The sequence below is a fragment of the Lactobacillus johnsonii genome, assembly GCF_013487865.1.
Classification (GTDB): domain Bacteria; phylum Bacillota; class Bacilli; order Lactobacillales; family Lactobacillaceae; genus Lactobacillus; species Lactobacillus johnsonii_A.
The window spans coordinates 285,449-298,319 of record NZ_CP047409.1 but is presented as its reverse complement, the minus strand read 5'-3'; the positions used below and the strand labels follow the sequence as shown (position 1 = coordinate 298,319).

10 protein-coding genes and 2 pseudogenes are annotated in these 12,871 nt (G+C 34.5%); 7 read left to right on the top strand and 5 right to left on the bottom strand.

The genetic code is table 11. The features are described 5' to 3' along the window. Nucleotides 1-53: 53 nt before the first annotated feature. Nucleotides 54-1,469 carry a C69 family dipeptidase gene (locus GTO82_RS01420; RefSeq protein ID WP_014567061.1) on the top strand — a complete coding sequence of 472 codons (1,416 nt, stop codon included), beginning with the start codon at nt 54-56 and terminating at the stop codon, nt 1,467-1,469. Between the two features lie 127 nt (nt 1,470-1,596). Continuing rightward, the gene (locus GTO82_RS01415; RefSeq protein ID WP_180873517.1) at nt 1,597-2,355 is read left to right on the top strand and encodes an NADPH-dependent oxidoreductase; all 759 of its coding nucleotides are present in this window, start codon (nt 1,597-1,599) and stop codon (nt 2,353-2,355) included. A gap of 122 nt (nt 2,356-2,477) precedes the next feature. Here the strand turns inward: GTO82_RS01415 and GTO82_RS01410 are convergent, their stop codons facing one another. Continuing rightward, on the bottom strand, nt 2,478-2,930 hold the full coding sequence (locus tag GTO82_RS01410; RefSeq protein ID WP_014567060.1) for a hypothetical protein: 453 nt from the start codon (nt 2,928-2,930) through the stop codon (nt 2,478-2,480). Nucleotides 2,931-3,016: 86 nt separating this feature from the next. Between GTO82_RS01410 and GTO82_RS01405 the strand changes: the two genes are divergently transcribed. Then, nucleotides 3,017-3,733: a DUF4097 family beta strand repeat-containing protein gene (locus GTO82_RS01405; protein ID WP_180873516.1), complete on the top strand. Its 717-nt coding sequence runs from the start codon at nt 3,017-3,019 to the stop codon at nt 3,731-3,733. Nucleotides 3,734-3,779: 46 nt separating this feature from the next. On the opposite strand, the gene GTO82_RS01400 is transcribed toward GTO82_RS01405, so the two are convergent. Both GTO82_RS01400 and GTO82_RS01395 read right to left on the bottom strand, forming a co-directional pair. Further along, on the bottom strand, nt 3,780-4,040 hold the full coding sequence (locus GTO82_RS01400) for a hypothetical protein (protein WP_180873515.1): 261 nt from the start codon (nt 4,038-4,040) through the stop codon (nt 3,780-3,782). Nucleotides 4,041-4,109: 69 nt separating this feature from the next. Continuing rightward, a complete protein-coding gene (locus tag GTO82_RS01395) occupies nt 4,110-5,291 on the bottom strand; it encodes an AEC family transporter (RefSeq protein ID WP_180873514.1) in 1,182 nt (393 codons plus the stop codon). A 350-nt stretch (nt 5,292-5,641) separates the two neighbouring features. Between GTO82_RS01395 and oxc the strand changes: the two genes are divergently transcribed. From oxc to GTO82_RS01375, 4 genes and pseudogenes are all read left to right on the top strand, one after another. Continuing rightward, the gene (gene oxc / locus GTO82_RS01390) at nt 5,642-7,378 is read left to right on the top strand and encodes an oxalyl-CoA decarboxylase (protein WP_180873513.1); all 1,737 of its coding nucleotides are present in this window, start codon (nt 5,642-5,644) and stop codon (nt 7,376-7,378) included. A gap of 5 nt (nt 7,379-7,383) precedes the next feature. Next, entirely contained in the window at nt 7,384-8,742 is a 1,359-nt protein-coding gene (gene frc, locus GTO82_RS01385; protein WP_180873512.1) for a formyl-CoA transferase, read from the top strand. A gap of 194 nt (nt 8,743-8,936) precedes the next feature. Beyond that, the gene (locus tag GTO82_RS01380; protein ID WP_180873511.1) at nt 8,937-9,452 is read left to right on the top strand and encodes a hypothetical protein; all 516 of its coding nucleotides are present in this window, start codon (nt 8,937-8,939) and stop codon (nt 9,450-9,452) included. A 73-nt stretch (nt 9,453-9,525) separates the two neighbouring features. Further along, a pseudogene (locus tag GTO82_RS01375) lies at nt 9,526-10,902 on the top strand (IS3 family transposase). Nucleotides 10,903-11,156: 254 nt separating this feature from the next. Here GTO82_RS01375 and GTO82_RS01370 read toward each other — a convergent pair. Both GTO82_RS01370 and GTO82_RS01365 read right to left on the bottom strand, forming a co-directional pair. Then, a pseudogene (locus tag GTO82_RS01370) lies at nt 11,157-11,660 on the bottom strand (GNAT family N-acetyltransferase). Nucleotides 11,661-11,713: 53 nt separating this feature from the next. Beyond that, nucleotides 11,714-12,859: a YncE family protein gene (locus tag GTO82_RS01365; RefSeq protein WP_260983169.1), complete on the bottom strand. Its 1,146-nt coding sequence runs from the start codon at nt 12,857-12,859 to the stop codon at nt 11,714-11,716. Between the last annotated feature and the right edge of the window lie 12 nt (nt 12,860-12,871).

Genomic DNA, 12,871 nt, shown 5'->3' with positions numbered 1-12,871 from the left:
CCTTACATTTTCGCGTACAATAGTAAGTAAAGAATTCAGAAAGGATTTTATTTATGAAACCAACCGAATGTACTACTATCTTAGTCGGAAAAGATGCAACTATTGATGGTTCAACAATGATAGCCCGTAGTGAAGATGGCGGCCGTACTATTATCCCTGAGCGATTTGATGTCGTAATGCCAGCTGATCAACCTAAACACTACGAAAGTGTAATTAGTCATCAAAAGATCGACGATGAAGATCTTCTCCCTAACCCTCTTCGCTATACTAGTGCACCTGACGCATCAGGTGAAAATGGAATTTGGGCTGCTGCTGGTATTAATTCAGATAATATTGCTATGACTGCAACTGAAACTATTACCACTAATTCAAGAATTCAAGGTGTTGATCCACTCCTTGAAAAAGGCGGCTTAGGTGAAGAAGATTTCGTGACTTTAACTTTGCCATATATTCATTCTGCCTATGAAGGTGTAGAACGCGTAGGATATTTACTTGAAAAGTATGGTACTTACGAAATGAACGGGATGGCTTTCTCTGATAAAGATGAAATTTGGTACCTTGAAACTATTGGTGGTCACCACTGGGCAGCTCGCCGTATTCCAGATGATGCGTACGTAATTGCCCCTAACCGTCTAAATATCGATGAATTTTATTTCGATAATGATGATTTTGCTTCATCAAAAGATTTAAAAGATTTAATTGAAGAATACCACTTAAATCCAGACCTTGAGGGCTATAACTTGCGTCACATCTTTGGCTCTTCAACAATTAAAGATGCTCACTACAATAATCCACGTGCTTGGTATATCCACAACTATTTCGACCCTGACTTTGGCGGTGAACCAAGTGATCAAGATCAACCATTTATTTGCCACGCAAATCGTAAAATCAGTATTGAAGATATTAAATGGGCTGAAAGTTCTCATTACCAAGACACTCCCTTTGATGCATATGGAGATCAAGGTACAGCTGAACAAAAGAAGACCTTCCGTCCAATCGGTATTAATAGAAACTTTGAAACTCATATTTTACAAATTAGAAATGACGTTCCAGAAGAAATTGCCGGTGTTCAATGGTTAGCATTTGGACCAAATACTTTTAACAGCATGGTTCCATTCTACACCAATATCACCACTACTCCAGCAAGCTTCCAGACTGGTCCTAAATTCGATTTAAATAAGATCTTCTGGTTAAATAAACTAACTGCTCAATTAGGTGATACTAATTTCCGTGTTTATGGTGAATTAGAAGCCGACTTTGAACAAAAGAGTCTTGCTCAATGCCATAAAATTCAACATGAAACTGATAAAGAAATTGAAAACTACTCCGGCGATGAACTCCAAGATAAGCTAAACAAAGCAAATCAAAAAATGGCTGATACAGTTTACAATAATACTGTTGAATTACTAGGAAACATGGTTAACGAAGGTCACGGCTTAATGACCTTAAAATATGACTTACTTGATTAGGTAAAAATAAATACATACAAAGATGCATAGCAGATATATCTACTATGCATCTTTTTTATTGCTAAAAAGAAAAAACAGTGCTTATCTGCTATAATATACTTACTAATTATTAGCAAGAAGGATAAAAATGATACATAACAAAACTATTGATGCACAATTAAATCACCGTTCAATTCGAAAATTTAAAAATACAACTTTAAATAAAGAACAATTGGAAACTTTATACTCAGTTTTTGCACAAACCCCAACTAGCATGTTCATGCAAAACGCTAGCTTGATACATATTATTGATCCTGAGCAAAAGAAAAAGATTAGAGAATTATGCAATCAAAAATATGTTGGTGCAGAAGGTGATCTATTCATCTTTGTCGTTGATTTATATCGTAATCAACAAATTAGAAAACAACTTGGCACGGATGATGGTCGTGTGCATACTACTGATATCTTTTTCCAAGCAATGGAAGATACCTTACTTGCCTATCAAAATGTTGCTAATGCCGTAGAAAGTATGGATTTAGGCTACGTACCACTTGGGACAGTTAATGATCATCCACTTGAAATGCTTAAGACACTTGATTTACCTAAATTAACTTTTCCAGTATTAGGAATGCAAGTTGGCGTGCCTGATCAAAAGCCACAATTAAAACCACGTTTACCATTACAGTTCACTTGTTTTGAAGGAAAATATAACAAGGACTTCGATGTAAAAGAACTACGTGATTATGACAAAGTAGTTACTACTTACTATGATTTACGTGATTCAAATCGTCGTATTGATTCATTTACTAAACAAATCACTGGCGCTAAGCTCGATAGTCACAAAACTGATCGTGATGAATTGCCAGAAGAACTGCATAAACAAGAGCTTTGCTTAGACTGGCAATAAAAATTATTAATGAGGAAGTTTATACAGTATCTAAAAATGAATATTCATCGACTGATTTAAGAAAAATGTTTTTTCATCTTATTAAGGCGATGGATGAATGGGGCGCAACTCATAATTCTTAATTACTTACTAGCCTTAGGTGGACGAAGAGAGCCACGTTTAATCGTGATTGGTAAATCCTTTAAAGCTTCATAGACCTTCTCAAGTTCAGTCATAACCTCTTTTTCATTTAATCCTTTTTTCTTGATAACTTCAGAGGCTGCTTTAGCATAATTACGTTTAAATTTTGCATTCACTTCATTCCAGTTAACTGATGCAAAATTATCAGCTAATTTTTGATCAAAGGGTATTTTTCCTTGCAGCATCAAAACCGCAATTATCGGATACCCTGCATAACCTTGCCAATAAGTCGCATTGTCATTTGAATGGTAAATATCATCATCCCAGCTTACCGTATAGGTCTTTGCATCATTTGATGAAGTAACCAAAGCCTCATTATCTTTCAATTCCACATGTTTATCCACAATTGCTGTGTAAGCTTCTAAAATTTTTTGAATTGGTGGCATCTTTTTCATTGTCTTTCCCTCCAATTTTCATTTAAATTTACTTTACTCAATAAATATAAGATAATTAGTCCTAACTATTATCTTAGGAGTTTTCTATGAAAAATATTAGTAAAAAGTTCGCCTTAATTTTTATGTTATTCTCTCTCGGGCTGACTCTTTCAGCTTGTAGCATTATTATCACTAACAACAATAACAATAAACCTGCAATTAAAACTACTATTAGTAATCAGGGATTTAATCAACTAAAAGTCTCTGCTGCTATAACAGATATTTCTATTAAATATGGCGATAAATATAACGTTGAATATGGAGGCCCTAAGAATTTAAAGCCTACTGTTAGTAGAAAAAACGGCAATATGACAATTAAACAATCAGCATCTGGCGTTCACCACATTAACGGAGACCCTGCTATCACCATTACCGTACCAAAGCACCTATTGAAGAGTTTAAATCTTTCAACAGATGATGGTGATATTGAAGTTGAAAACATAGCTACTACAAATCCTATTTCTTTGAATACCGATGATGGTGATATTGATATTAACAATTTAAAATCTCCAAGCGGAAGAATTAATACTAGCGATGGAGATATCACTATCAGCAAACTAAATAGTAAAAATGGATTTAAGATAAACACAGATAATGGAGATATTCACATTTCTACGTCTAATTTTAGTGGCTATAACCTTAATGTAGATGATGGAGACATCAAAGTTAAAAGTGATTCATCTAGCGATACTTTTACACAGAATAAAAATAGTGCTAATGTTTTAACAGCTTCTACACAAGATGGAGATATCAAAATTAAATAGAATGTAAGTAAAAATGACAGATTGTAACTTTTACAGTCTGCCATTTTTACTTACTCAAATATAATTTGTTACTTCTTGGGAATTCTACTTTTTGTAACTTTTTCATTCTCTTTAAAACTTCTGCTTTAGTTAAATTTTCCCACACCATTTGGCGATATCCATTTTTAATTATTGTAAAAGTATCTCCGCCCTTTTCCACAAGAATGCTTCGATCTTTCTTATAAGTTAAAAATTTAGTTTTATCACCGTTATTCATCTTTTGAAGTTCAGTTCTTAAGAGCTTCAACAAATTTTTATTATCTATCATAGCTTAATTCCTTCACAAAAAAGAGATAGGACGCTCGCCCTATCCCTTAATTATATCCATAATTTTTATTTAAAACATATGTGCCAAGATTGGTAATAGCCAGATCCAGAAGATACAACTTACTGCAAAGAATACTGTTGAAACAGCCACTGAACTAGCACCTTCCTTAACATAGATGTTGTAACGACTAGAAATAATAATTCCAGAAAATGCTGGTGGCAATCCAGTTGCCAAACAAAGCATTGAAATCTTAGTAGGATCAGATTCCATACCGCAAATATAAGCAGCTGCAACAATTACTGCTGGGGTTAAGAATAATCTAAAGAAAGTATTCCAAATAACTTCCTTATCAATTGAAAACTTAACTGTGGATAAAGCTAGCCCAGCTGCTAAAACTGCAACACCAGCATTTGCTTTGGCAATCAAATCAAAGGTTGGTGCCCAAGAAGTAGGAATTCTAATACCAATTAACACCAAAATAACCGCAAGTAGTGGAGCTGCAGCAACTGGCTGTTTAACGGCATTGATAACAGATTTTACAGTTGGATTCATTTGCTTATGCGGTTCATCAGCATGATCAGCAATTTCCGCACGTGCTAAATCAATCTCACGTTCTATACCTTTTTCTTTCAAGGCTTTTGCTTCAGCATCAGTAACTGGTACTCCATCGGGAATAGTTACCATAACCTTCTTTTTGGTTTTTTTTATGCCTTTGCCTTTTATATCCTCTACTTCTACTTTTGTTCCCTTATTATTAGGATTTGAAGTTGCCTGCTTCTTAGTAGCTGCCTGTCCTTTATTAATTAGTGCTAATCCTAAAGGAATAGTAATTGCATTAACTATAATAGATACAATACCAATAACTAAGTTAGTCGTTGCATTATTTCCATAAATAGGGTCCAAAACAGCGAAACCAAGGAATCCAATTGTTGGAGAACCTGCAATCAAGGCACAAACTGCAGCTTGTTGCGTAGTTCTGTGGAACAACAATTTATCTAAGTAGTAGCTCAACATAAATAGACCTACCACACCAACAATAGAAATTAACGTTAATATGATATCTTGCGCAAACATTTTTCTGGTAGCTTTAACAATTGAAATGAATAAAGCTGCTGGTAATGCGATATCAAGAACCAATTTGTTTAGTCCTTGTCTCTGATCATTATCGAAAAAGTAAAACTTTCCGCAGAGATAACCTAGTAACATAATCACCAAAATTGGGATTATGTCGTTAATTAGGATACTAATCATCTCTAAACCTCTCTTATAATCAGTTCACGGTAAATATTCCTGACGAAATCTTCTTCATCATATTTTAAATATAAACTTAATATAAAAATTAGCAAGCAAAAATTTTCGTATTCAATTAAATTAGTTATTTAAATTACGATTTATTTAAGTATCAATTTACGAATTAATTTCATAGATAGTTTATTAAAAATAATATATATTTAAAAAGCACTTTTCCCTATATATAAAATTTTTTTATCTTTTTTCTTGCTAAACCATTCAAAAAAGTCTATAAATTAACTGAACCCATTCTCATTAAGGGACGGCGTTCTTATATAATAAAAAATTATCATTACCATGGAGGTTACGTTATGGTAGATGACTCTTTAAATAGAACCGGTGCCAGTTTATTAATTGACGCTTTACAAAAAAATGGTATTAATAACCTATACGGGGTTGTGGGGATTCCAATTACAGATTTAGCAAGATTAGCTGAATTAAGGGGAATGAAGTATTATGGCTTTCGTCGCGAAGACTCGGCTGTAAATGCTGCCGCAGCTGCAGGATTTTTAACCAAAAAACCTGGTGTAGCAATGACTGTATCGGCTCCAGGATTTTTGAATGGACTAACTGCCTTAGCTCAAGCTACTAAAAACTGTTTTCCATTAATTATGATCTCAGGATCTTCAGAACGTCATATTATTGACTTATCTCAAGGTGATTACGAAGGATTAGATCAATATAACGTTGCTAAACCTTTCTGTAAGAAAGCTTATCGTGTTGATAGAGCTCAAGATGTTGGTTTAGCAGTTGCACGTGCAATTCGTACTGCAGTTTCTGGTAGACCTGGTGGTGTTTACCTTGACTTACCAGCTGACACTATCGCTCAACTTAATGATGATCTTGGTGAAAAGAACATGGGTGTTTACAAGTTAGTTGACCCAGCTCCATTACAAGAGCCAAGTGATGACGCAATTAATCGTGCCGTTGATATCATCAAACAAGCTAAGAAGCCTTTAATCATTCTTGGCAAAGGTGCTGCTTATGATAGAACTGAAAAACAAGTTCAAGAATTGATTAACAAGACTGATATTCCATTTTTGCCAATGTCCATGGCCAAAGGTGTTGTGCCTGATGACGATAAGCACTCTGCATCTGCAGCTCGTTCATTATCATTAAAGGGTGCCGACGTTGTTATTCTAATTGGTGCTAGATTAAACTGGATGCTTTCATACGGAAACGCACCACAATTCAACCCAGATGCTAAATTTATTCAATTAGATATTGATGCAACCCAATTTGATTCTGCACAAAAGATCTCTGCCCCACTTCAAGGTGACTTAACCTCTATCTTAAACAAATTAGTTCCAGCTCTTACTGCAACTGGATATAAGACCCCTTCCGACTGGCTTGATGCAATTGCACAAGATACTGCAAAGAATGATGCTAAGTTTGCTAAGAGAATTAAAGCTGGCGAAACTAACCCAGAATTCGGTTACTACGGTGCTATTGAACCAATTAATGACTACTTCCAAGAACACCCTGATACTTATCTGGTAAGTGAAGGTGCTAACACACTTGATATTGGTCGTGACATGATCGGTATGAAACTTCCTCGTCATAGACTTGATACTGGTACTTGGGGAGTTATGGGCGTTGGCATGGGTTATGCTATCGCAACTGCTATTGAAACTGGCAAACATGTTGTTGCCTTAGATGGTGATAGTGCTTTTGGTTTTGACGGTATGGATGTTGAAACAATGTGCCGCTACAACCTCCCAATTACTGTTGTAGTTATTAACAACGGTGGTATTTACAACGGTGTTGATAATGTTGTTCCTGATCAATTAGGTCCAACTACCCTTGATCCAACCGCTAGATACGATTTAATTGCTAAAGCATTTGGCGGTGACAATTACTACGTAACTAATTATCAAGAAATGAAAGATACTTTTGCTACAGCTGTTGAATCTGGTCGTCCAAGTATCATTAATGTTCAAATTGATCCATCAATGGGTAAAGAATCTGGTCACATTGGCAATTTGAACCCATCCTTAAACTTAAAGCCGCTTGAAGAAGCTGAACAAGAAAAAATTGATAAGGAGTAATTAAAATGAGTGAAAATGAAAAAAACGAACAAAATGAATATGCTCCATTAAAAGGAATTAAAGTCATCGACTGGACTCAAGTACAATCTGGTCCTTCATGTACGCAACTTTTAGCATGGTTAGGTGCTGAAGTTATTAAAATTGAACGTACTGACACTGGTGACCCAACTAGAAACGAATTACTTGATATTAAAGATTCTTGGAGTCTTTACTTCTTACAATTAAACGCAAACAAGAAGTCTTTAACTGTTGATATCAAGGCTCCAGAAGGTAAGAAGATTATGTACGACTTAATTAAGAAAGCCGACGTATTCGTAGAAAACATTGCTCCTGGTTCTGCTGATAGAAATGGGTTTGGCTGGGATAAGCTTCATGAATTAAATCCTAAATTAATTTATGCTTCATTAAAAGGTTTCAACCAAGGTTCACGTTTTGAAAACGTTAAAGCTTTTGAACCAGTTGCTCAATCTGCTGGTGGTGCTGCCTCTGCTACTGGTTGGAACAAGGGGCCTAACAACGTTCCTACTCAATCAGCTGCTGCTTTAGGTGATTCAAACACTGGTATGCACTTAGCTATCGGTATTTTGGCAGCTTTACTTCAACGTGAACATACTGGTGAAGGTACTTTTGTTTACCAATCAATGCAAGATGCTGTATTAAACCTTTGCCGTATTAAATTACGTGACCAAATCATGTTAGATAACTTAGGTGCTCTTCCTCATTATGCAGTCTACCCTGACTGGAAATGGAGCAAAGCAATTCCTCGTGCTGAAAACACTGAAGGTGGTCAAGTTATTGGCTGGACTTACAAGGCCAAAGGTTGGGAAACTGATCCTAACGCTTACGTTTACATTGTTATTCAAAACGAAAACAAGAATTGGGATAAACTTTGCGAAGCAATGGGTCACCCAGAATGGGAAACTGATCCAAGATTTGTTGATTGGCAACACCGTCAATTACACAAAGAAGAACTTTACCCACTAATCGAAGAATACACGAAGCAATACGATAAATACACTCTAACTAAAGAACTTGGTGCTGCTGGTGTTCCTGTTGGTCCTGTTCTTGACTGGCATGAACTTGAAAACGATCCAGACTTAAACAAGGATGGCGCTATCGTTACTATTAATCAAGGCGGTAATCGTGGCGACTTTAAGACCATCGGTTTACCATTTACTCTTTCAAACTACAAGCCAGTTTACGATAAGGCTCCTGACCTAGGTGAGAACAACAAAGAAATTTTGTCTAAGTTAGGCTATGACCCAGATCAAATCGAAGATTTAGTTAACAAAGGCGTTATTTCTAAGGCTAAAGGTCCTAAGAATCCACGCGTTCATGTTATTATCGACGGCAAAGAACACTAATTAACTTTTAAATATTTACTAAAGACAGTTAGAATAAACCTCTAACTGTCTTTAGTGTTTTCTTTTTATAGACATTAAGTAATTTTTTGTACTCTTACAAATTACTTAATGTCCTACTTTAATCACTATACTTTATTTTAAAATGCGTCTATAATATAGATTCATAAGATATATAAAGGGGTGAATTTCTGATCATGAAGGGTGTAAATTACACTAAAAAACATCACATGTATTTAATGAACCATACCAATGGTGACGTTATTGAAGTGAAGACGGATAAAAATAATAAATCATTCAAAAAGTTACGTCTTTATCGTCAAGATGGTTTAGGAAACTATTATCTAGATCCACATGCAGAGTTAAAAGATCGGAATAGTTTAGCCACTAAAGAAAATATTATTGAAGCAGGCAAAAAAGTTAGTCGTCATGTTGCTAGTGCTCGTCACTGGCACCATAAAGTAAGACCTGTCTTTAATGCTGATCATAAAATTATTGATTTTGAACCTCGCTTAAATCTAAAGCATCATACTCAGGTTCAAAATGCTAAAAGATATCTACGTCACCTTGAAAATCATCATGCTGACTTTCTTTTCCGTAAAAACAATAAAGGTCGCCTAATGGCACCCTGGAACTACGTAAAAGACGCAATTTATGAAGATCGAAACAAAGAAATGGTTTTGGCTCATAAAGTACATAAATTAACTAAGTAAAAAGCTTCTCGTTCAAATTTGAAGTGCCTCATAATTGTTAGACATAAAATCTAATAATTATGAGGTATTTTTTATGACCAAATATTCGACTGAATTAAAAATTGAAATTGTTTCCAAATATTTAAATCATGAAGATTCAATAAAAGGTTTAGCTAAACAATATAATATTCATTGGACTCTTATTCGTAGATGGATTGATAAGGCTAAGTGTCGAGGTTTAGCTGCCTTATCTGTACTACTTATTCTTCTGACTTTAAGCTAAATGTGGTACGCTACTATTTAACACATTCTATTGGAGTTTCAAAGGTAGCGGCTAAGTTTAATATTAGTGATTCTCAAGTATACAATTGGGCTAAAAAGTTCAATGAAGAAGGATACGCTAACAGAAAGGTCGGCCTAGGAAAGTGCCTAAAAAGAGTAAGAAGACAACTAAAAAGTTAGAACTTAGTGAAAAGCAAAAGTATGAAGAAAAAATTCTTAAGCAGGAAGCTGAATTAGAAAGACTTAGAGTGGAAAATCTTGTCTTAAAAAAAGTGGCTGCCCGATATCCACGTTATCCAACAAACAAAAAACACAATTAATACAGGATATTCGGGCAAAACACCATCAAGTTAAACTTAAGGTCTTATTTAAGGTGCTTAAATTAAATAGAAAGACTTACTATGACAATGTAAAAAATAGAATTAATCAAGCTGATAAGTATGCTTTAGTAAAAGAGAAGATTCAAGAAATCTATTATGGCTATGAAGGACAAGAAACATATGGTTATCGTCCTATGTGGGGAGCGTTAAGAGATGAAGGATTTAAACTTTCTCTAGAAACAGTACGTAAGTTAATGAGAAGTTTAGGAATAAAAACAACAATTTATCATAAAAATACTGGTAAATATAGTTCGTATAAGGGTAATGTAGGAAAGAAAGCACCAAATATCCTAAATCAAACTTTTGATGAAACTATCCCCTATAAAGTTCTTCATACCGATGTAACCGAATATAAACTAACTAACGGCAAGAAAGTTTATATTTCTCCTGTAGTAGATGAAGCTTCTTTGGAGATTCTAGCTTGTGCAGTAAGTTACTCTCCTGAAATGAAAACTATTTATAATATGCTAGATGAACTAGCAGATAATCTTCCACCAGGAGCTGCTCCTATCCTTCATTCAGATCAAGGCTTTCAATATCAGAATCCAGGCTATCAGGCTCGACTAAAGAAAATGAATATAATCCAAAGCATGTCCCGAAAAGGAAATTGTCATGATAATGCACCAGGAGAAACGATATTTAATCTAATGAAGAGAGAAAAACTGAATCGACTTAAGATTGGAAGTTTAGAAGAGATGAAGGAAATTCTGAAAGATTATATTTATTGGTTTAACAATGTTAGAAGATCAAACAAATTAAAATACACGACTCCTGTAAAATACAGAAATCGTGTATTATCAAATCTTTAAAGTTTTATAAATGTCTAACTTTTCTATGGCACTTCAAGCTAACATGAGATTTTTATTTTACTCTTCTTTTTCTTTACAATGACTCTGACAAACGCACTTTTTCTCACTTACCATGGAACAATGACAAACACCATCTTTACCAGCACATGGGCATCCCTGTTGACATTTCATTCCATTATGACAAAATTCATTGCTCATAGTCAGGACCTCCTTTTATCACCATTATAAATCTCTTTTTATTCATTTCCAAAAATTCACTTTTTTAGCTCTCTCACCATATTGTAGCTACTTACGTTTTCTGGATCAGGGATATCATCACTGGTCTTGCCTTCATTGACAAAACCGCGCGTTTCATAAAAATGGAAGAGCTTAGGTAAACAAGTCAGTGTAACTGCACGTCTATCCTGTGCTTGAGCAATCTTACACAATTCCTCAATTAAAGCTGATGCAATCCCTTGCTTACGATATTCTTTTCTAGTTGCCAAACTCAAAATCGTTTGATAAGGATACTGGGCATTATTGGGTTAATTTTTGAAATATAGTTCATCCTTAATGTAGCGATCTTTACTTACGGGACCAAAAACGTGTCCCACTACTTTTCCATCAACTTCCGCAACTAAAAAAGTATCTGAGTAATTTTCAATCCGCCCGACCATATCCTTACGCGTCATTTCTTCTGACATATGAAAAGCACTTGATTCAAGCTCAATAATTGCATCTAAGTCATCCATTTTTACAGTACGAATATTTAGTGTCATCGGTTCTCCTTGCAGTTATGTTTTCTATTTTGGCTTAAGGTTTCTCTTAATAGCTATTCCTTACTATTTTCGCGGTCCTTAAATTTAACTTTCAACTTAATTACTCGATCCATATGCAGTAAATTAGGATTTTGACGGTATAATGCTGTAGCAGATTCAAACAACATATAAATTTCACCATCTTTACCAATAATTTGTTCCATATATGGCGGTAAAATAATGGTTTTATCTGCTTCAGAAAGATCAAGATTGTAATTTGGCTTATTCAATTTATTTTTAAAGATTAATAGCTGGGAATTTAAATCACCATATGAAGTAGATAGTAAAATATCATTTCTATCAAAACTAATTCCTTGAATTTGAGAGTAAGTTGACCAGTTTTCACTAGGAATAGCTAGACCATCTTGCATCTTATCTTTTTTAAATAGTCCTTTTTTATTAAGTTTATAGGCAAAAAGCTGACCCCCCCCTTGGATTTTATCGAAGTAGCCTATATAGAGTTTATTCTTATGATATGTCATATAAGAGGTTCGAAGTGGTGCCGATAAGTTAGTACCATGCTCAAATTTTATTGGCTTTTTCTGTTTCTTAAAATTATATTTTTCAATTTCTTTCAGCGTTACAGATTGAACTTGTGCTCGTTGCTCTTGATTAATAGTGGCTACCCATAAACGCTTATGATCTTCGTCATAAGTAATTCCCCCAACATGATCAATATTATTTAAGGCAACCGTTTTTACAAAGCGGCCAGTCTTAAAATCTAATACCCACAGAACTGAATCAAAGGTCTTGCTTTTACTATAAGCTGAAATAATTAAATATTTATGGTCAATAATCGCTAAGCCCTGCGGATCCATATCATACGCAATCCCTGGTTGTCCCTGACCAGGAGGAGTATATTTAATTGCTGCTGACTGAATCAAACCAGGAATTACATAGAAAGTTGGTTTTTGTTTAAAATTCAAGTTTTTATAAATATCTGGATAATTTTGGGATAATAAATTTTTGAATTCTTTAGTTGTATACGAAGATGGACGAGTACTAGTATTGTCAATTAAAGCAGGTTGAGGCTTCAATTTATGATGTGGAGTTTTCTTTTTAGAATTATTCCACCATATAAAGATACCCATACATATTATTAAAACTATTCCAATTGCAACCCAATAATTAACTCTTTTTAGAATTTTTTTATCTTTCAAAAATTCCTCCAC

Bases quoted from the DNA above. Each gene is read 5' to 3' on its own strand.
- GTO82_RS01420 (WP_014567061.1), top strand. From the start codon at position 54: ATGAAACCAACCGAATGTACTACTATCTTAGTCGGAAAAGATGCAACT.
- GTO82_RS01400 (WP_180873515.1), bottom strand. From the start codon at position 4,040: ATGATAGATAATAAAAATTTGTTGAAGCTCTTAAGAACTGAACTTCAA.
- GTO82_RS01380 (WP_180873511.1), top strand. From the start codon at position 8,937: ATGAAGGGTGTAAATTACACTAAAAAACATCACATGTATTTAATGAAC.
- oxc (WP_180873513.1), top strand. From the start codon at position 5,642: ATGGTAGATGACTCTTTAAATAGAACCGGTGCCAGTTTATTAATTGAC.
- frc (WP_180873512.1), top strand. From the start codon at position 7,384: ATGAGTGAAAATGAAAAAAACGAACAAAATGAATATGCTCCATTAAAA.
- GTO82_RS01395 (WP_180873514.1), bottom strand. From the start codon at position 5,291: ATGATTAGTATCCTAATTAACGACATAATCCCAATTTTGGTGATTATG.
- GTO82_RS01415 (WP_180873517.1), top strand. From the start codon at position 1,597: ATGATACATAACAAAACTATTGATGCACAATTAAATCACCGTTCAATT.
- GTO82_RS01410 (WP_014567060.1), bottom strand. From the start codon at position 2,930: ATGAAAAAGATGCCACCAATTCAAAAAATTTTAGAAGCTTACACAGCA.
- GTO82_RS01405 (WP_180873516.1), top strand. From the start codon at position 3,017: ATGAAAAATATTAGTAAAAAGTTCGCCTTAATTTTTATGTTATTCTCT.